This window comes from Asticcacaulis sp. P2_B1 (genome assembly GCF_056404915.1).
Genome location: NZ_JBFUDD010000003.1, coordinates 445,803 through 465,636, shown reverse-complemented (window position 1 = coordinate 465,636; position 19,834 = coordinate 445,803). Strand labels below are relative to the sequence as shown.

Sequence of the window (19,834 nt, the reverse complement as noted above, 5' to 3'; positions counted from 1 at the left end):
GTTTCAGCCCTATTTACAGAAAATCGGCACTCCGAATGGGAGCGCGGCCGGCAGAAGGAGGTATTATAATGCCGTCAAAACGGGCAGCAGGACGTATGGCCGCCGAAAGATGCGTCTAGCCGCTTGCAATCCCAAATCAACCGCTAAGGCACGCTCATACGGCTTTTCAAGCAGGTCATGTCGAAGCGTGATCGCCCACAGTCACCTTAAGCCGGGCACTTGTCCTTGGCTTTCAGGTTCTTGGCCAGAGTCTTGTTATCGCTGGTCGCGGTCTTGGCATAGAGCTTGTCGAACTGGGCCAGGGCCGAACAGGCATCAGTCGGCCGGTTGGTACCATCCAGAGCCGAGGCCAGTTTGACCGTCGCTTCCGGCGCCCAGGATGTCTTGGGCCAGCCCTTCAGCGAGGTCGCATAGGCGGCGACGGCGCCGGACATGTCGCCCTTGATGGTACGTATCTGCCCCAGGCGGAACCAAGCTTCGGGCAGTTGCGATGCTTCCGGCCATGAAGTCGTGAACGCCTCGAAGGCGCGCTCCGAATCGTCGGTCTGGCCCGAAGTCATCAGGTTGAACGCCTGTTCGAAATCGCCCTCCGCATCACCGGTCGAGGCCGGCGGCGGCGGCGGCGGCGCCAACAGGGCATCGACGTCCTTGAGGTGGGCGTCGGCCATGTCGGCGCGCTTGGTCAGGGTTTCCATGCGCGTGTTCATGGCGTTCATCTGTTGTTGCAACACCTGGTTCTGGTGCTGGGAATCTTCCAACTGACCGGTCAGGGTGATAATGGTCGCCGCCATTTCGTCCTGCTTGCGCGACATGGTGTCAACGGTTGCCTGCAGGGCGACGACTTCCGGATCCGGCTCGATCAGGATCGGCGGGTTCGGTTGTTTCTCGGTGCGTTGGATGGCGCGTTCCAGTTTGCGGACATTGCGGTCGAGCTTTTGCAGACGCTTGGCGTCCCACACGGTCGAGTCCGTCGGCTTTTGATTGGGGTCGTCCTGGTCGTCGTCGTCACCGAAGATCTGGGCATGCGCCGAAAGCGGCGTCACGGTCACGGCGGCGGCCGGCAACAGCGACACCGTCAGGGCCAGGATCGACAGGCCGGCGAACGCCTTGCCTTTCAGGGAATAGCCGAAACGGCGAGCTGTTAAGTTGTTGTGCGTCATGAAGAATCCGACCCCGCCCTATTAAGCCTGTTACACGTTCAGCATTGCCACGCCCCTGCGGCAACACCCCTATGGCTAACAACATAGTCGGGCTGAAATAAGACGTAAATGGCAAACTTCGCTGTCGCAAAAAACGGCGCGGACTGTAACATCCGCGCCGTTATCAAGACTAAGTCTACCTTATTGCGAAGCCGCCAGATTATCGTTCTTCACCCAGCCGACATTGTCGTTGTCGTCGGCGACTTCCCAATACATGCCGTCCTTGTTGCCGGTCGGATAGACGACCATGCCGACAGGCAGAGCGCGGATAACCTTGCCGGTCGGCGATGCCGTGGCGCGCAAGGTGCTTGTGGTCTGGACGGTATAGCTGCGCGACGGCGCCGCAGCCGCGCCACCGGCGTCGACGCCACCGAGATTGTTGACGAGGTCGCTATAGGCGACGATGAAGGCCTGGGTGACGATCTTGCCGACATCGGTATCTTCGTAACCGCCGCCGACGGCGCCGGCAAAGCCCCAGCCACCGCCGGCGCCCCAGGTCAGGTCGTTCTTGGCCGCGTGGCCTTCGAAGGAATTGGATTCCGATGTCCGGACGTCGGTCAGCGACAGGATGGTGTCGGCTTCCAGCTTCTTGGTGCGGAAGCCACCGATGACGGCGCCGGCGCGACCGCCAACAATACCGCCGAGCAGCCCGGCGGCGCCACCGCCACCGGTATTGGAATCAGCACTGCCGATTTCGGCGACTAGGACGTAATCGGCGGCCTTGATTTGCCCCTGACCAACATTGGAACCGTGTTGCAGGCCGAGGTTTTGATTGAGGGCACGCTCATTGGCCGCGGCATTGAGGCCGGCGCCGCGATCGACAAGGCCGAAGCAGCCCGACTTCTGCACGATGACCTTAAGCAGCTTTTGCGGCGACGACAGGTTGTTCTGTGTCCAGCCATTGGAATCATCGCCGTCGACAATGGAGATGGTGCCGAGTCTTTGCGAGCAGTGCGGAATTTCCGCGACCATTTTATCTTGTTGCTGCTGGGCCTTGCTGGCCTTGGCCAATTGGGCGGAGGCCGGTGCGCCGGTCACAGCCAGGGCGGCGGACAGCATCAGGGCGCCAGAAAGGCCAAGGGCGCGATTAAGGTTTGTCATGGGGAATCTCCACAAGAAAATGAGGTACAAAAAATGATCGGAGGCGAGCAAAATAAGCACCCGAAGAATGAGACCATTCCCCCTTGCCGGGCCCTTCGATCCGAATACGCGCTACATATGAAATCAGGCCCCTCACCATATGGCGAGGGGCCTGAAACGTCTAGCGAAAATTGGACGCTGTTATCCGCGTTTCAAACGCTTATTGAGCGCCGGAAGTGATCGCGGTGTGGCCGTTACGGTTGTGAGCCCAGGCGTCTTCACCGGTGCCAGTGTCGATCGGCTGTTCCTTGCCGTAAGAGATGGTCGAGATGCGCGACGGCGCCACGCCCTTGGAGACGAGGAAGTCCGACACGGATTGAGCGCGGCGGGCACCCAGGGCGAAATTGTATTCGCGGGTGCCGCGTTCGTCGGCATTGCCTTCGATGCGGATATTGACGCCGGGATAACGCGAAAGCCAGGCGGCTTGCGACGCCAGGATGGATTGGGCGTCAGAACGAATCGACGATTGATCGGTGTCGAAATAGACGCGGTCGCCGACATTGACGACGAAGTCTTGTTGCGAACCCGGCGCGATCCCCGGCGTGGTCGCAGTCTGCACCGGCTGGGTTACCGGCGGCTGATAAGGCGGCGGCGTGGACGTGTCTTCCGTCTGACCGGGGGCGGTAGCCACGGGCTTGGGCTTCTCGGCGCACGCTGCAACGGAGGCCAGGACAAAGGCCACCAAGGCTACTTTAACAACCGACTTCGTGGTTACTTTCATATCAAATTCCCTTCACCAATTTATGAACCTCAGATGGGTCTATTCCACAGATCTGTGACAATAATGTGCACAAAGACCCTTAACGTTGACGATGATGGACCTTTTGCAATTTGTCAAACCAAAGGGTGCCGAATTTACGCGTAATTTACACTTTCGTTACGCTTTCCATTGCGAAGCGAATTTTACCATGCGGTGCTATAACGCCACCGCGTTGCAATTTTCCACTTTCAAGCGTCGTCAACTATCCTACTTCAGTCGCGGCGACCAGGCGGGATCGGAAGCTCCCCCTTGATAGGGCACGGGACGCTCGATGCGGCCGGTCACCTCGACCGTCCACAAGGACGGCAGGCCGCCCGGAGGTTCACGGAAGAACATGATATAACGGCCGTTCGGCGCCCAGGTCGGGCCTTCCTCGAGATAGGACGAGGTCAGCAGCTTTTCACCGCTGCCATCCGGATGCATGACGCCGATGCTGAAACGCCCACCCGACTGCTTGGTAAAGGCCAGCAGGTCGCCCTTGGGTGAAAACACCGGGGTCGAATAGAGGCCGCCGCCGAAGGTCACGCGGTGAATGCCCGAACCGTCGGCATTCATCAGGTAGATCTGCGGACTGCCGCCGCGGTCGGAGGTAAAGGCGATCTGCGAACCGTCCGGCGAGAAGGACGGCGAGGTATCGATGGCCGAACCGCTGGTCAGCCGTGTCAGTCCGCGCGTGCGCAGGTTCATGACATAGAGACTGGTGCTGCCGCCGGTCGAGACCGAGAAGGCCAGTTTCGAACCGTCGGGCGAGAAGCGCGGCGAGAACACCATGCCCTTGATCTCCCCGACCGATTCCTGACGGCCGGTTTCCAGGTTGAAGACGTAAATGCGGGCGGAGTCGGCCGAAAGCGCCATATAGGCGACTTCCTGGCTGTCGGCCGAAAAGCGCGGCGTCATGACTTTGGTCGAACCATCGGTCAGATACTGCGGGTTGGCGCCATCCTGATCCATAATGGCCAGGCGCTTGATACGATGACCGCGACCGCCGCTTTCGGCGACAAAGACGATACGGGTATCGAAATAGCCTTCTTCGCCCGTCAATTTCTCATAAATGGCGTCGGCGATCTTGTGGGCGATGCGGCGCCAGTTTTCCGGTGTCGCGGTCATCGATTGACCCAGCAGCTGCTTCTGGCCGAAAATATCCCACAGGCGGAAATCGACCTGCAAACGGCCATCGGCGTCGACGAAGGCGCGGCCGTTGGCCAGGGCCTGGGCATTGATCGCCGTCCAGTTGGGATAGTCCGGCTGAACATTGACGTCGAGCGAGGTCTGGATGAAGGCATTGGGATCGATGGGGGCGAAGAAGCCGGACCGCTCGAGATCGGCCATGATAACCTTGGAAATCTGACCGCCGAGATTGCCGCCGGATGCATCCGTGCCGGTGATTTCGATAGCGATCGGCATGGGCTGGATGACACCCTGGTCGACCGTGGCATGCAGGCCGTCCTGGGCGAAGGCCGCTACGGGCGCAATCAGCAGGACCAGGGTCGCGGCAATCGCGGCGCAAAGGGTGTTAAGGTTGAGCGTCTTCATCGTGATCCGCGTCTCTCTGAATTAGTGGCGACAGGCCGATTGGGCGTCGAAGTCATTATGGCAAGCTATAGGGCAGAATTCGGGCGGCATATAGGCGGCAGGCATCATTGGTTACGGCACGCCACCTTGGCATCGAAAGTAATGGTAATCGGTTGATTGTAGAAGCCGTCGGGCAGATCGTCATACAGTTCGCCACGCTTGACGGCGGCCATGGCGCGGTTGGCGCCGGCGGTCCAGACATTGTCGCTGCGTTGGTTCACCCAGCGCGGCCCTTCGATGACCCGGCCATTGGGTGAGATGGTGAACTTGATATCGACCTGCACCTGATTGCCGCCGGGGACGTCGCAATTCGGCGACCACAGCTTCTGCAGCTTGGCGACCAGGGCGCGCATTTCAGGCGCGGTTTCCGCCGGCGCCGCACCATTATTCGAGGCTCCGTTGGTAGCATGGGTGTTGGCCTGGGCCTGGCGGCGCGTCGGCGCCTTGGATGGCGAGGCCGGCAATTGCGACAGGGCATTGAGATCGAGCGAAGGCTTGGCCGGTTTTGCCGGCGCTGGCTTCTTCTGCCCGTTCTTGTCCGGCGGGGTCGGGGTGACCTTGGTCGGCGCTGGCGGCTTGGGTGTCGGTTTCGGGGTCGGCGGCGCTACGGCCTTTTGCGGCACGGGTACCGGCAATTTGGGGGCGGGCACGGGTTCGGGCGGCGTCGGCACCGGTGTTTCCTCGGGGGCCGGTTCCGGAACAGGCGTCTTGACGGCCAGTTCGTCGACCGGCGCCTCGGCCATCTGATGGCTGGGGACGTTCGATACGATGTCGACCGGCACGGACGATACCGGCAAGGGCTTGGACGCCGTCGACCATGAGATATAGGCAAGCAGGAGCACGCCGACGTGCAGCAGGAAAGAGACCAGGAAGGGGACCGGGCCGTTACGATCCATCTATTGCGCCACCGCCGATGAGGTGTCGACGGCCTGGGTCTTACCTTCCGTATCGGTTACCAGGCTGATCTTGGCGAAACCCGAGGTCGACAGCTTGGCCATCACCTTCGCGACGGTGTCGTAGGGCACGCTGCCGGCGGCGCGGACGAAGATGGTCTTGGAGGTGTCGTTGTCGGTCATGGCCAAAAGGCGCGGCGTCATCTGGGCATAGGAGGCCGGCTTGTCGTCGACATAGATATTGCCGTCCTTGTCAATCGACACCGTAATCGGATCGCCCTCGTCCTTCAGCGCGGCGGCTTCGGTCTTGGGCAGCTGGATCTTGATGCCGGAATTGAGCAACGGCGCCGACACCATGAAGATGATCAGCAGGACCAGCATGACGTCGACCATCGGTGTGACGTTGATTTCCGACAGGGCGGCGCGGCGGCGCGTGCGGCGATTGCTGCGTCGTCCGCCACTGGAACCGGAGGAAGAACCCATAGCCATATGCGGAACTCCTTACGAGCCGAGCTTGTCGCCGAGGCGGCGGGTGAGCGACACCATCAACTCGTCGGCAAAACCTTCCATGCGGCCCGAGAAACGCGCCACCTTGGCGTTGAACAGGTTGAAGGCGACATAGGCCGGAATGGCGGTACCGAGGCCGAGCGCCGTGGCGACCAGGGCTTCGGAAATGGCCGGCGCCACGGTGGCGAGGTTGGTGTCACCCTGGCTGCCGATAGCGGAAAAGGCGTTCATGATGCCCCAGACCGTGCCGAACAGCCCGACAAAGGGCGCCGCCGTGGCGATGACAGCGAGGATCGACAGGCCGTCTTCGATACCGTCGGCTTCGGCGGTGATGGCGTGGTTGAGTTCGCGGTCGACCTGGCTAACCAGCAGTTCGCCCTGAACCGGGCTCAGGGACTTGCCCTTATAGTCCCGCCACGCCGAGGTCACGATGACCAGCAGCTTCTGGAAGACTTCGCGCGGATTGGTGCCCAGCGAGGCGGCGATATCGTCGAGCGCGCGCCCGGAACTGAGCGCGGCCTCGAAGGTATCGGCTTCCTTATTGATCCGGCCCAGGCTGAAGGCTTTCTGGACGATAATCGCCCACGACCACAAGGATGCCAGGACCAGGACGCCCATGACGACCTTGACCACCCAATCGGCGTGCATGAACAGATCGATGAAACTCAAGGCACCGGCGGCGCTGGAAGTGGCGGGATTGGCGGCCATGTCGTACCCCCTCTGACGTTAACTGTGAATCTTGGTTATCGCCTAACTAACACGAGTTTTCACGACAATTCTATGGCGCACCGCATGACAAATGCTGTTCAGGCGTCATTTTCCGGCACAACGTGGGTTTTCAGCACGTCCATCAGGTGCTTGGCCAGGCGTTTCGGCCGTCCCTGACCGTCGATACAGACGACATGGACACGGCCCTCCGCCAGCAACTGGCCATCACGAAGCACGCTTTGATCGATGACAAAGGAGGCGCCGCGGGCGCTGAGCAGCCGGCTCCTGACCGTGATCAGTTCGTCGATGCGGGCGGGCAGCTTGTACTTGATGGTGATCTCGGCGACGGCAAAAGCCAGGGGATCGTCGAGTTCGGCCAGCTGATGATGGTGAACACCCAGGAGGCGCATATATTCAGAGCGGCCGCGTTCGAAATATTTGAGATAGTTGGCGTGATAGACGACGCCGGAAAAGTCGGTGTCCTCATAATAGATCCGGATCGGCAGGTGGTGAGCGAAATCGACGATGTGGCCGGAGAGGTTCTGGGTCATGTCCGGGTTCTAGAGCGCAATCCGATAAAGTGGAAGCCACTTTTCGGTTAAATTGCGCGAAAAAACAAGAGCCTAGAGCTGCGTTTTGATCCCTTCAAAACGCCGCTCTCGGACAGGCCGGCCATCAGTTCAAGCTCACGGTCGGTTCAGCAACGCGCAGACGTCTCCGCGCAGGTTGCGACCGGTGACGGCGCCTTTCTTGGTGAACTCGATATAGGTCTGTTTGTCACCATAGGCTGGCCAGCGGGTCAGCGTCCGGCCTACGGCATCAGGGCCATTCGGGTTGCCGGTCTTGGCGAAATTGACCCAATAATCCTGCAGGGGCGGCCAGTCGCCGTCGTGCTTGCCGAAGGGCCGCAAGTTCATGACATAGCTGAGCTCGGAACCGTGGTGAACCGGCCCCTCGCCTTCCGTCACGTCGAGTTGGTAGAGCCAAGCGCGCGCACCGGCTGCGGTATGATGCCACGCCACCCAGTCGGATGGGCAGCGCATCATGGTGTCAGTCGACAATTGCATGGCCGTGCCGCCCAGCAGCTTGTCCTTCTTCGGCTTGTGGCGGACATCCATGCCGTAAAAGCGCATGGCCCGGAACCGAGCGGGGCCGAACGTGGAGTAAATCTTGTTATAGATCGCGTCGTCACCGCCGTGCAGCCCGATCTCCTGGGCGGAGACACCGATGATCAGCGGCACCTTGGCTTCCTTGCCGGCGCGGAACACGTCCTCCGGCGCGCGCGGCAGGACATAGCCGTCGACCACCGCCTGGTCCCAGATGAAGCTGTCGTCATCGATGGGCGCGTCCAGCGCGTCGGCCGCGGCCTGAAGTTCGGCAGCCGGCGCGCGGCGCAGATCGGCCAGCGCCGCCTTGCCGTCGGGCTTGTCACCGCTGAACCGCGCCGCCAGCTCCGTGCCCAGGGCCTCGTTTTCAGCCAGGGTCCGGGGCGGGAAACCGAACTGCGGCGGACCGCTTTCGGCGATCGCCTTGTTGAACAGGCCGCGCGCCAGGGGCGACGACAACAACATGCCGACGTCGCCGCCGCCGGCGCTGTGACCGAAGATGGTGACATTATTCGGATCGCCGCCGAACTGGGCGATATTGCTCTTGACCCAATAAAGCGCCTGCATCAGGTCGAGCAGCGCGTAATTGCCGGACGCCTGATGCCCGCTTTCCCGGGTCAGGGCCGGATGCGACATGAAGCCGAAGACGCCCAGGCGATATTGCAGCGAGACAATGACGACGTCCTTGCTGGCAAATCCGGAATAGATGGTGCCGGTGCCACCGCCGGCGCGATTGGCGCCACCATGGATAAAGACCATAACCGCCTTTTTGGCCTGCGGATCGATGTCGGGCGTGCGCACCTCGAGATAGAGGCAGTCTTCGGAGCTGGTCTTGGCGAGATCGGCATTCCAACCATAGGAGACCTGAAGACAGGCCGGCGCGCTGGTCTTGCTCCAGCGCACGCCTTTCCATGGCTCCGGGTCTTGCGGCGGCGTCCAGCGCAGGTCACCGACCGGCGGCCGGGCAAACGGAATGGCCTTGAAGGTCCATGTGCCGTCGCCCAGCGAATCGCCGCCGATCTTGCCGAAGGTCGTGGCGACGACCGCGTCGGGTTGCGGCGGTGGCGGTGTTTCGACGGGAGGCGGCGGCGGAACGTAAGGCTTGAGGTCGGGCGGCGGTGGCGCAGGCGGTGTTTCCGCCTTGGGCGCCGGCGGCTGTTTCGGCACGACGACGCCCGGCAGAAGGACATGATAGCGGCCGTTGGGTCCGCGCATGGGGACAGTCTGGGCTGCCGCCGCGGTGGCCAAAGCCAGGATCAACAGGGTCGCTGCAAGGACTCTCATGGACGCTACCTTATTGACCTTCCGGCGCCAAATTCAAGCGTCCTTACGCGGTTTATCGACTCAAGTCCTAAAAACCCTGGGCCCACAGATAAGCGGCGCCGCGAACGCCGGAACTGTCGCCCCACTTGGCCGGCGCCAGACGGGCCTGCCACGTATCGCTGAAGACATAGGGTTTGATCTTGGCCGGCAGGCGCTCATAGATTTCGTCGACATTGGACAGTCCGCCGCCGAAGACGAAGACTTCCGGATCGAGTGTATTGACGATCAGGGCGATGGCACGGCCCAGCCGGTCCATCAGGCGATCGAAAGCGGCTTCGGCGTCGGCATCGCCGGCGCGCATGGCGGCGATGATCTCTTCGCCCTTCATCGCACGGCCGGTCACATCGTGAAAATCGCGGGCAAAACCGGTGCCGGAAACCCAGGTTTCCAGGCAACCTTCCAGGCCGCACCAGCATTTCGGACCGGGGAATTCATTGGGCTTCAACCACGGCAACGGGACATGGCCCCATTCGCCGGTAACGCCGTTGGCGCCTTCGACCAGGTGGCCGTTGACGACGACACCGCCGCCGCAACCGGTGCCGACAATGATGGCGAAGACGGACTTGGCGCCCTTGGCGGCGCCGTCAACGGCTTCGCTCAAGGCCAGGCAGTTGGCGTCATTGGCCAACCGCACCGGGCGGTGCAGAGCGTCCTCGAGGTCTTCGCGGAAAGTCTTGCCATTGAGCCAGGTCGAGTTGGCGTTGCGCATGACGCCGGTACGCGGCGACACGCTGCCGGGCGCGCCGACGCCGATCGTGGCGACGCGATGGCTGAGACTCGGATTCTTGGCCTTGGCTTCGTTTTCGACTTTTTCGATCAGGTCGCAGACGACACCCAGCGCCGCCGCGTAATTGCCGGGATTTGGCTGGCGCTGAACCGCCAGCAGCGCGCCGTCTTGCGACAGGGCTGCGGCTTCGATCTTCGTGCCACCAAAATCAACACCGACATAGAGCATGGGATTCCCCGGATAAGTATAGAGACAGTTCGGCCCCCGGGGATTAAACCGAGGGCCGTTGTAAGCTTAGGTTTAGTGACCGCCGCTGACGCCTTCTTCAATGGCGTGAACCGGTGCGTTCTTGGCGGCGAAAGCGAACCACAGAACATAGAGGTAGCAGACCAGCGGCACGATGAACGCCAGCGAGCGGGCGCCGATCGGGAAGTGGGCCAGGAACTGGTCGACGGCGAAACCGTACAGGATCGAGATAAAGCCACCGCCGCAGATCGCCATACACATCAGGCCCGAGGTTGCCGACGCCGGGGCGCTGGAACGTTCAAGCGTAATGGTGAAGATCGTCGGGAACATGATCGAGTTGAACAGGCCGATCAGGATGGCCGCGAAGCCGGGGATAAAGCCGGTGGTCAGCGGCGCAATGAACGAGCCATCGTCGCTGGGCAGGGCAATCGAACCGCCGAGCGGGGTCGCCGCCATGTGGTAGGTCGCGATCACGACAACGCACAGCAAGGTGGCGCAGGTCGCAACGAAGCCGAGCATGGTGGTCGCCTTGACGAAACGCAGCAAGACCGAACCACCGAAGCGGCCGAACATGGCGAACAGCATGAAGACCGGGCCGACGAAGCCGGCGACTTGCGACGGCACGTTCAGGATCTGCGGTTGTTCAAGGAAGAAGATCATGCCCGAGATAACGCAGACTTCGGCACCGACATAGAGGAAGATACCGAGCGAACCGAGGTTGGCCCACTTCGATTGCAGCGCCTTGAAGGGCGATTCAACATTTACGGCCATTTTCGGCGCGTGCGTAGTGATCGTGTTACGCACCAGGAAGACGGCGAGCGTGAAGACGGCCAGGACGACGGCCAGCAACAGATAGACATTGGTGACGAAGTGCAGGCCGGTGTCCTTCATGACGTCGGTGATGACGGCGTCCTTGACGAAGAGGTCGCCCTTCAGCAGGAACTTGGCGCCGAAGATGCCGCCCAGGAAGGCGCCCATCGAGTTGAAGGCTTGCGACAGGTTGAGGCGGAAGTGCGAGCCCTTGGGATCACCCATCGAGGCGATCAGTGGGTTGGCGGCCACCTGAAGCAGGGTAATGCCGGACGCGGCCACAAACAAACCGAGCAGGACGGTGATAAAGTTGTGCGAGTAGGTGGTCGAATAGGCGATCAAACAGCCGACGACGATACCGACCAGGCCAAGGACGATCGACTTGGCGTAGCCGTTCTTGGCCAGATAGGCGGCCGACGGGATCGACATGATTCCGTAGGCGATGAAAAAGGCGAACTGATTGAGCTGGGTTTCGAAGTCGGTCAGCGTGTAGATGACCTTCATGGACTTGACGAGCGGGTCGATGAGATTGGTCACGAACGCCCAGATGAAGAAGAGGCACGTGACGTAAACGACGGCCAGAAGGAGGCCACCGCCCCCCGACTTGGTCCCGTTCTGGGGAGTTGCTACTGCGGAATCGGACATGTACCCTACCTGTGTTATGCGCGGGCCGCGGTTGATCCGCCCCTCGCCGATTAAATAAATCGAATTGCAAAAAACGCGTTTTTGCGGTCTTGGCAAATGAAAAAACTCCGCCGGGTGCAGAATTCCATCGATTGGCCTGCGTTAGGGGTAAACTGAATTCAATTGTCTGACAAGACGCCGCTCGTCACAGGTGAAGCGTAAAATGCTCAGCACCTCTTATTGCCGTTTATAAACGCGGAACGAGTGCGGCGGAACGACAACCTCGAACTCGGTGCGCGGATCGTCCTGCAGGCGGGCGGCGAAATCATCGTTTGGGTCGACAACCACCACCTTTGCCGCAACGGCGTCATGGGCCTGAACATCGGCCAGGCGTGCCCCCTTGCCCGACACGGAGATCGTCATCGTAACCGCCGTGTCGTTGAACGATTCGACGACGAAGGCGCCGTTGTCATAGGTGAACAGGCTGACGCCCGCCGGCGAATCGATGCGGACCGGCGCGCCCTTTTGCAAGTAGGTCTTGACCTGGTTCATCACCCCGTGCGGCATGGCGTAAAGATCGCTGATATTGGCCGGCACCGTCAGGACATAAAGCAGCCCCTTCGAGTAGCGGTTCATCAACAGGATTGGAAAGCCGCGCGCATTGGACGTGCCGCGGATGATCGGCCAGGCGTCGTTGGTGTAATAGTGCACTTCCGGGAACAGGATGTCTTTCGGCGCCACACCGGCATCGTCGCGCAGGGAGCGGCCGTTGCCGGCGCCGTAACCGCTGTAATAGTCGTTGAGCCCGACCTCATTGCCGGTGGTGTAGGCCTCCAGCAGATCCTTGAAGCCCTTATTTTGTGTGGCGGTGACGAAGCCCGAAGTGACAAAGACCGTTTTGCCGGCCTGGAGCTGGCCCTGGATCTCCTTGATGATGTCGGGATCGGCGGCCGCCGCTTCGGTCAGCAGGATCGTATCCGCATCCTTGGGGAAGTGCGGCGTCAACTCGATCGGTATGCCCATATTGCCGAGATAGTTGTGCAGGAAATCTTCGCCCGACGAATGGAACGGCTTGTAGCTGGCTATGCCTACCGGATTGCCGAGCTCGCCCAAAACCCCATCGACGGTTTTCAACGCATTGCCGGCGGCCGCGCCCCAGCCCGGGCCCGGATCCTTGGGGCCTGCCGGCTTGTAATTGGCGACAATGGCCTTCCAGTTGAACGAGGTGTCGAGATTTTCCCACTTGGCACGGTCGCCGCCATCGATCGTGGTGTCGTCCGCCGCCGGGATCCAGTTGAAGAGGGTGATTTCCGGCGCCTTGGCAAACATGGTGTCCCACAACTGCTCGGCATAGCGATCGGCATAAAGGGTCGAATAGGTATCGACCCAGCCGCCGCCATTATGGTGGTCGGGGCGGATATTGCGGTAATAACGGATGATTTCGTAGGACTCATATTGCTGCAGCAATTGATCGGTAATCATCGGGTCGCGCGTTTCGGTGCCGGTATAGAGGCCGTCATACATCAACGGCTCTTTTTCCAGGTCGTAGCCCAGGCCCTGGAAGTGCTCGTACCAGTTCGGGTATTTGATGATGACCTTGACGTTGGGATTGACCTTTTTCGCCGGCCCCAGGACCAGATTCTGGCTGACCTCGCGCATGGTGTCGAGGCGGTATTGCGTCCACGACCGGTCGCCCTTGGCCTTGATGTCTTCATCGGATTTAGAGGTATAGAAGAAGAAGTCGTCCATAATGACTTCGTTGAAGTGACGGGCGGCCATTTCGACGGCCTTCTGGCATTCGGCGCGATCGGTCGGTAATTCGTAATCGAAGGTGCCGAACTGACCGTTGAAACCGCCGGCCGCCAGGGTCATACCGCCGGCGACCTCGATCCCCTTGGCTTCGAATTCTTTCTTGATGGTTTCGATTTCGGCGTCGCTGGCGAATTCCCGGTCGCGGTAGACTTCGAGATAGACCTTGTCGAAAGGCACGCTGGCCATGGCACGGGCGAATTGGTGTTCGAACACCTTGGGATCGGCCAGGGGACGGGCGACCCCGACAGGGATATAGATGGCGGTCTTGAAATGCTTGTAATGGGCGACGTGTGCCGCCGGCTTGGCAACCGCCTGGGTGCCGGCAAGCGCGGCGACGCAGGTGAAGGCCGGCAGAAGTGCCAATAGAAATGAACGATGAAATCCCGCCATGACGTCTTCCCCAACATAGTTTTTTGTTAGCGTTATCATGACTCATCATACGACTCTTTGGCAAGCCCTTGCCGCGTCTATTTCGCACTTGAATGAAATTTTACTCATAAAGAGACAGCGCTGTCAGCACTGTCCCATCCAAGAAATTTTGACTTGACCCCGCGGCAGAATAGGGGCTTTGTCGGGCCAATTCGCGACCGGCCGTCGCTTTACGCCTCGGTCGGAAAAATAGCTCAATCAATTCAAAGAGTAGCGCCTTGAAAATCCTCCGCCGCCGCAAAACCAAGATCGTCGCCACCTTGGGACCGGCGAGTTCGAACGCCGACATGCTGGCGCAACTGTTCCAGGCCGGCGCCGACGTTTTCCGCCTCAACTTCTCGCACGGCAGCCATGAGGATCACGGCAAGAATATCGACCTGATCCGCGAACTGGAAGCGCGCTCCAAGCACCCGATCGGCATCCTGGCCGACGTCCAGGGCCCGAAACTCCGCGTCGGCCGCTTCATGGGCGGCGCCGTCGTCCTGAACAACGGTCAGAACTTCCGCCTCGACCTCAATCCGACCCCGGGCGATTCGACGCGCGCCAACCTGCCCCATCCGGAAATCATCGCCGCGGCCCAGATCGGCTCGCACCTGTTGCTCGACGACGGCAAGCTGAAGCTGCGCGTCACCCATGTCCGCGAAGACCACCTGGAAACCATCGTCGTCAACGGCGGCCGCCTCAGCGACCGCAAGGGCGTCAATGTCCCCGACGTCGTCCTGCCGATCCCGGCCCTGACGGTCAAGGATCGCGCCGACATGGCCTTTGCCCTGGAACGTGGCGTCGAATATATCGGCTTGTCCTTCGTGCAACGTCCGGAAGACGTGCTGGAAGCCCAGGAGATCATCAAGGGCCGCGCCTGGGTGCTGAGCAAGCTGGAAAAGCCGCAGGCGCTCGACAATCTCGATGAAATCATCCGACTGTCCGACGCCGTCATGGTGGCGCGCGGCGACCTCGGTGTCGAACTGCCGCCGGAAGAAGTGCCCCTAGCGCAAAAGCGCATTGTGCAGGCGGCCCGCGCTGCTGGCAAGCCGGTGATCGTGGCGACCCAGATGCTGGAATCGATGATTTCGGCCCCTACCCCCACCCGCGCCGAAGCCTCCGACGTGGCGACCGCCGTGTTCGACGGCGCCGACGCCGTCATGCTGTCGGCTGAAACCGCCGCCGGTCAATTCCCGATCGAAGCCGTCACCATCATGGACCGCATCGTCGCCCGCGTCGAACAGGACGACGGCTGGCGCACCATGACCGACCGCCGCCGCCCGGATCCGGAGCCGACAACCAACGGCGCCATCGCCGCCGCTGCCCGTCAGGTCGCCCAGACCATCGGCGCCGCCGCCATCGCCGCCATGACCAATTCCGCCAGTTCCGCCCTGCGCGTGGCGCGCGAACGGCCCAATGCCCCGATCATGGGCCTGACCCCCAATATGCAAACGGCGCGGCGCCTGGCCCTGTGCTGGGGCGTTCACCCGGTTCTGACCCCGATCACCCACTCGATGACGGAAACCGTTGCTGTGGCGTCGAAACTGGCGCGCTCGGAAGGTATTGTCGAACCGGGCCAGGACATCGTCATCGTCGCCGGCATGCCATTCGGCAAGTCGGGCTCGACCAACAGCTTGCGCGTCGCCAAGGTCACCCGGACCAATGCTCAGGAAGTCGAATTCGTCGACGACGCGAAGTAGGGTCAGCCAAGCGCATCCGGTGTAAACGCCGAAGGCAGCAATTCCGCCACGCTCAGGCTCTTTTGTGGACCACTGGTGTCACACAGCGAGATACGCGTTTTCGGCGTGGCGAATTCCGATATCTTCTGCCGGCAACCGCCGCACGGCGCGCACAACGGCAATTTGTCGGCCAGAACCGCGATCTCCATAATCTGACGGCCGCCGGCCATGACCATGTGGCTGATAGCGGTCGTTTCGGCGCACCAGCCCTCCGGAAAGGCGACATTTTCGACATTGCAGCCGGCATGGATGCGGCCGTTCTCATCGCGGATAGCGGCACCAACCGGAAAATGAGAATAGGGCGAATGGCTGTGCGTCAGCGCCGCGCGGGCGGCTTCGAAGAGGTCTTGTGCCACGTCTGTGATCCTTGCACGAAGAGGGCAGGATAGTTTTGCACCGTCGTCAGGATTTGGGAAGCGGAATTCCTAAAAGCCACAAGCACTGTCCGCGGAAAGCCCGGATTTTGGATGAGATACTAGCCGGCTAGCGCCGCGGGTATACTTCATACCCGCAAGCGACGACTGCGACGTAGATCGCCAAAAGCCGGCGCTTTCCGCATTATTCGATGTATTCGGGGGCCGCTATCCTCTTCCCCACCAGCATCGCATCGGCGACGATGCGCAGCGGCTGGAAATCGGCGTCGGACTCGTCATCCATGACCAGCTTGTAGAAATGCGCATAGAGGCCGGCATATTCCGCCTCTTTCTGCTTGATGACGACATGGCCGTCGATCTCCAGCTCGGTACCGCCCATGCTCAGAGTCAGCTTTTCACCGGCTTCGGATTCAACGAATATGCTCCAGGTCTGGACGCCGGTTTGCAGGAAGTCGTATTCGGCGCGAATAGCCAGGTCGTTCTCGGTCGTCATGTCCATCTCGACCTGGATCGGCGCGTCGCAATTGACGGGGATATGCAGGTCCGCCTTCTTGACCAGGACGGCGTCGGGGATGATCTTCGTCAGGATCGACAACGAATTGATGCCGGGATCGAAAACACCCATGCCGCCGGCTTCAAAGATCCAGCGCTGACCGGGGTGCCATTGACGGACATTTTCCTTCCACACGATCTTGATGCTCTTGATCGGGCGCTCGCTGATCCAGACGCGGGTGGCTTCGACAGCCGGCGCGAAACGCGAATGCCAGGAGGCCAGGACCGTCACACCGGCAGCGGCAGCCAAAGCCTTGATGGCCTCGGCTTCGCCCAGTGTCGCGGCGGGCGGCTTTTCGAGGAAGACGTGGCGACCGGTGGCGATGACCTCGCGCGCGATCTTGTGACGGATCTGCGGCGGCGTGCAGATGGCAATGGCGTCGATCTCAGGATGGGCGGCCAGCATGGTTTCCATGTCGGGATAGGCCTGAATGCCTTCCGGTCGCGCGTGCGGCGAACAGCCGGCGACCAATTCCAAATTCTTGTTGCCCAGGATCGAGGGGATATGCTGGTCGACGGCGATTTTGCCGAGACCGATCAGGCCGATTTTCAGTTTTTGCGCCATGGCGGGATCGTTTCCTTGAAGTCTTTAGATCGTCTTTAATTGTATTACTTATTTGGCGCAAGGGACTGCGGTGTTAAAAAAAGCGGCCCTGAACTCTTCCATTAAGGCTGTTCCGCCAGGCTGTAGATGCGAGTCATGGCCTGCCATTTTTCACCCGGCGCGGCGAACGGCAAGGCCTGTTGGAACTCCCACATCAGTTCCTCCCATTTTTGCACGTCGGGAGAGGCGGCATCGGCCGCGGCCTTGGCGACCGGATCGAAATCCGGTCCGGGCGTCAGGATCATAAACATGCGGTTACCGACCAGGTAAATTTCCAGGGCCGTTATGCCGGCGCCGCGAATCGAAGCATTGATGGCGGCCGGGACATTACCCGCGGCATGCCAGTGTTTATAACGCGCGATCAGCTCGGGATCGTCCTTCAAATCGAGCGCGTAGCAAAGTTTTTCCATCGGCGTTTCCGTCTTTTATAGCTTCCAAATCTTGGGATTTGGCAAGGGCTGGCGCCCGCGAGGCACCTGCGCGCCCATAATGTCTGAGTATATATTTGAGGTTTGCCGGGAATGCAAATTTCATATTTGACGGGGCGGTTTATATGTGATGTTTAATGCTTACAAGCAACAAGGTCTTTCGACCGACGAGACACAGGGGTAAGCATCATGGACGTCACACCGGCCGACGAAACGCCAGCAAAATCCAGCGGAATTTGGCCCGTCATCCTGATCACGGCGCTGTTTTTTTTCTGGGGCATGGCCAATAATCTCAACGATGTGCTGATCCCGCAATTCAAAAAAGCCTTCACCCTGACCGACTTCGAGTCGAGCTTGGTGCAGCAGTCCTTCTATCTCGGCTACTTTTTCATGGCTCTGCCGGCCGGCTTCCTGATGCGCCGTTTCGGCTATAAGGCCGCCGTCGTCACCGGTCTTGTCATCTTTGCCATCGGCGCCTTTTCCTTCTATCCCGGTGCCGAAATCCGCCAATATGGCTGGCTGCTCGGATCGCTTTTCGTCATCGCCTCCGGCCTGGCCTTCCTCGAGACCTCAGCCAATCCGTTGATGACGATCCTCGGCGACGAAAAGCACGCTGCCTTTCGCCTGAACCTGGCGCAGTCTTTCAATCCTCTGGGCTCCGTCATTGGTCTTCTAATCGGTCGTACTTTTATTTTGTCGGGTGTCGAGAAGCTTAATACCGCGGCCGATTACATCCGCGAAACCAAGGCCGTGCAAATGCCCTATGTCATTATTGGCTTGGTCGTTCTTGGGTGGGCCGCCCTTGTGGCGTTAAGTAAGTTTCCGCAAGCGGCAACGAAAAGCGTCCATGATGAAGCCGATTCTAAGCTCAGTGCCGGTCAAGCTATCGGTGGGCTATTCAAACACAAGCATTTCCTTACGGGCGTCGTAGCGCAATTCTTCTACGTCGGCGCCCAAGTCGGTATTTGGAGCTATACAATTCGTTATGCTCAGGCTGAAATTCACATTAACGACAAGCTGGCGTCGGATTACACAACCGCTGCCTTGATCATCTTTGCCATCGGTCGCTTCGCCGGCACAGGCTTGATGCGCTTCGTCTCGCCGTCGCGCCTCCTGGGTGTCTTCGCCGTCATCAATATCGCCCTTACCGGCTATGCCGCTTCGGCCGGCGGCCAGTATGGCCTCTATGCCCTAGTGGCAGCCAGCTTCTTCATGTCGATCATGTTCCCGACAATCTTCGCCACCTCTGTGCGCGGGCTTGGACCGCTGACCAAGACCGGTTCGTCCCTGCTGGTCATGAGCATCATCGGCGGCGCCGCTCTGACCGCCGTCATGGGCAAGGTGTCGGACATGAGCCACATCCGCACCGCCATCTTCGTGCCCCTGGTCTGTTTCGTCGTCATCGCGCTCTACGGCCTGATGTCGCCGAAGGAAAAGACAGTCGTCGATATGAGTGCCGCCCATTGATCATCGATTCGCATCAGCATCTGTGGCAGATCGGCCGTAACGACCAGAGCTGGCCGACGCCGGATCTCGTCACGATCTGTCGCGATTTCATGCCCGCCGACCTGGCCGACGCGGCGCAAGGCGTAGACGGCACGGTGCTGGTGCAATCGCAACCCTCCGAAACCGACACCCTGTGGCTGCTGCAGGTGGCGAAGATGACGCCGCTGATCAAGGGCGTCGTCGGCTGGACGGACATGGCCGCGCCCAAGGCGGTCGAACGCATCCGCTATCTCAGCCACCAGCCCAAGTTCAAGGGACTGCGGCCGATGTTGCAGGGTTTGAGCGAGGACGACTGGGTACTGCGCCCCGAACTCGATGCCGCCCTGACCACCATGGTGGAACTGGGCCTGAGCTTCGACGCCCTGGTCTTTACGCGCCACCTCGGCGTCATCGCCACCCTGGCCCAGCGCTATCCCGATATGGCCATCGTCATTGATCACGGCGCCAAGCCGCCCTTCGCCGCCGGCGATGCCGCGATGGCAGCGTGGCGCGACGGGATAACCGCCGTCGCACAATGCCCGAATATCGTCTGCAAGCTGTCGGGCCTTGTCACCGAAATGGCCGAGGGTCAGGATATGGCGGTCGTCGCTGACGGCGCCGATCACCTGCTCGACGTCTTCGGACCGGAACGGCTGATGTGGGGCTCGGATTGGCCGGTCGTGCTGCTGCGCGGCGCCTATGACGACTGGTTCGGCTGGACGCGGCGATGGTTGCGTGACAAGGACATTACAGTACGCGAACAAATTATGGGCCGGACGGCCGAACGTTTTTACAGACTGGATTAAGGTTCAGA

Annotated in this window: 18 protein-coding genes; 3 read left to right on the top strand and 15 right to left on the bottom strand. The window is 60.6% G+C overall.

Annotation, left to right across the window (positions count from 1 at the left end; all coding sequences use genetic code 11):
* Window positions 1-206: 206 nt before the first annotated feature.
* The 12 genes from AC1DX3_RS11275 to AC1DX3_RS11220 all read right to left on the bottom strand — a co-directional run bounded on the left by AC1DX3_RS11275 (window position 207) and on the right by AC1DX3_RS11220 (window position 13,817).
* Complete coding sequence (locus AC1DX3_RS11275) at window positions 207-1,160, bottom strand: tol-pal system YbgF family protein (RefSeq protein ID WP_476989376.1); 954 nt, start codon at window positions 1,158-1,160, stop codon at window positions 207-209.
* A 180-nt stretch (window positions 1,161-1,340) separates the two neighbouring features.
* Window positions 1,341-2,300 carry a CsgG/HfaB family protein gene (locus AC1DX3_RS11270; protein WP_476989375.1) on the bottom strand — a complete coding sequence of 320 codons (960 nt, stop codon included), beginning with the start codon at window positions 2,298-2,300 and terminating at the stop codon, window positions 1,341-1,343.
* A 199-nt stretch (window positions 2,301-2,499) separates the two neighbouring features.
* Window positions 2,500-3,060, bottom strand: coding sequence for a peptidoglycan-associated lipoprotein Pal (pal, locus tag AC1DX3_RS11265; protein WP_476989374.1), 561 nt, complete (start codon window positions 3,058-3,060; stop codon window positions 2,500-2,502).
* Between the two features lie 246 nt (window positions 3,061-3,306).
* Complete coding sequence (gene tolB / locus AC1DX3_RS11260; RefSeq protein WP_476989373.1) at window positions 3,307-4,632, bottom strand: Tol-Pal system beta propeller repeat protein TolB; 1,326 nt, start codon at window positions 4,630-4,632, stop codon at window positions 3,307-3,309.
* Between the two features lie 104 nt (window positions 4,633-4,736).
* The gene (locus AC1DX3_RS11255) at window positions 4,737-5,567 is read right to left on the bottom strand and encodes a hypothetical protein (protein ID WP_476989372.1); all 831 of its coding nucleotides are present in this window, start codon (window positions 5,565-5,567) and stop codon (window positions 4,737-4,739) included.
* A complete protein-coding gene (locus AC1DX3_RS11250) occupies window positions 5,568-6,053 on the bottom strand; it encodes an ExbD/TolR family protein (protein ID WP_476989371.1) in 486 nt (161 codons plus the stop codon).
* A gap of 12 nt (window positions 6,054-6,065) precedes the next feature.
* Window positions 6,066-6,779: a protein TolQ gene (gene tolQ, locus AC1DX3_RS11245; protein WP_476989370.1), complete on the bottom strand. Its 714-nt coding sequence runs from the start codon at window positions 6,777-6,779 to the stop codon at window positions 6,066-6,068.
* A 98-nt stretch (window positions 6,780-6,877) separates the two neighbouring features.
* A complete protein-coding gene (gene ybgC, locus AC1DX3_RS11240; RefSeq protein ID WP_476989369.1) occupies window positions 6,878-7,330 on the bottom strand; it encodes a tol-pal system-associated acyl-CoA thioesterase in 453 nt (150 codons plus the stop codon).
* 135 nt (window positions 7,331-7,465) lie between these two features.
* Window positions 7,466-9,169, bottom strand: coding sequence for a carboxylesterase/lipase family protein (locus AC1DX3_RS11235; protein WP_476989368.1), 1,704 nt, complete (start codon window positions 9,167-9,169; stop codon window positions 7,466-7,468).
* Window positions 9,170-9,236: 67 nt separating this feature from the next.
* Window positions 9,237-10,163, bottom strand: a complete 927-nt coding sequence (locus AC1DX3_RS11230; RefSeq protein ID WP_476989367.1) for an ROK family protein — start codon at window positions 10,161-10,163, stop codon at window positions 9,237-9,239.
* A 72-nt stretch (window positions 10,164-10,235) separates the two neighbouring features.
* Window positions 10,236-11,636 (bottom strand): MFS transporter, encoded by a 1,401-nt coding sequence (locus AC1DX3_RS11225; RefSeq protein ID WP_476989366.1) that lies wholly within the window; start codon window positions 11,634-11,636, stop codon window positions 10,236-10,238.
* 216 nt (window positions 11,637-11,852) lie between these two features.
* Window positions 11,853-13,817 (bottom strand): hypothetical protein, encoded by a 1,965-nt coding sequence (locus AC1DX3_RS11220; protein ID WP_476989365.1) that lies wholly within the window; start codon window positions 13,815-13,817, stop codon window positions 11,853-11,855.
* Between the two features lie 263 nt (window positions 13,818-14,080).
* On the opposite strand from AC1DX3_RS11220, the gene pyk reads away from it, so the two are divergent.
* Window positions 14,081-15,538 (top strand): pyruvate kinase, encoded by a 1,458-nt coding sequence (pyk, locus tag AC1DX3_RS11215; protein WP_476989506.1) that lies wholly within the window; start codon window positions 14,081-14,083, stop codon window positions 15,536-15,538.
* Between the two features lie 2 nt (window positions 15,539-15,540).
* On the opposite strand, the gene AC1DX3_RS11210 is transcribed toward pyk, so the two are convergent.
* The 3 genes from AC1DX3_RS11210 to AC1DX3_RS11200 all read right to left on the bottom strand — a co-directional run bounded on the left by AC1DX3_RS11210 (window position 15,541) and on the right by AC1DX3_RS11200 (window position 17,517).
* Complete coding sequence (locus AC1DX3_RS11210) at window positions 15,541-15,933, bottom strand: cytidine deaminase (protein ID WP_476989364.1); 393 nt, start codon at window positions 15,931-15,933, stop codon at window positions 15,541-15,543.
* Window positions 15,934-16,135: 202 nt separating this feature from the next.
* Window positions 16,136-17,068 (bottom strand): Gfo/Idh/MocA family protein, encoded by a 933-nt coding sequence (locus AC1DX3_RS11205; RefSeq protein ID WP_476989363.1) that lies wholly within the window; start codon window positions 17,066-17,068, stop codon window positions 16,136-16,138.
* A 101-nt stretch (window positions 17,069-17,169) separates the two neighbouring features.
* A complete protein-coding gene (locus tag AC1DX3_RS11200; protein ID WP_476989362.1) occupies window positions 17,170-17,517 on the bottom strand; it encodes an L-rhamnose mutarotase in 348 nt (115 codons plus the stop codon).
* Window positions 17,518-17,724: 207 nt separating this feature from the next.
* Between AC1DX3_RS11200 and fucP the strand changes: the two genes are divergently transcribed.
* Both fucP and AC1DX3_RS11190 read left to right on the top strand, forming a co-directional pair.
* Entirely contained in the window at window positions 17,725-19,002 is a 1,278-nt protein-coding gene (fucP, locus tag AC1DX3_RS11195; RefSeq protein WP_476989361.1) for an L-fucose:H+ symporter permease, read from the top strand.
* On the top strand, window positions 18,999-19,826 hold the full coding sequence (locus tag AC1DX3_RS11190) for an amidohydrolase family protein (protein WP_476989360.1): 828 nt from the start codon (window positions 18,999-19,001) through the stop codon (window positions 19,824-19,826). Before fucP ends, AC1DX3_RS11190 begins: the two co-directional genes overlap by 4 nt.
* Window positions 19,827-19,834 lie beyond the last annotated feature (8 nt).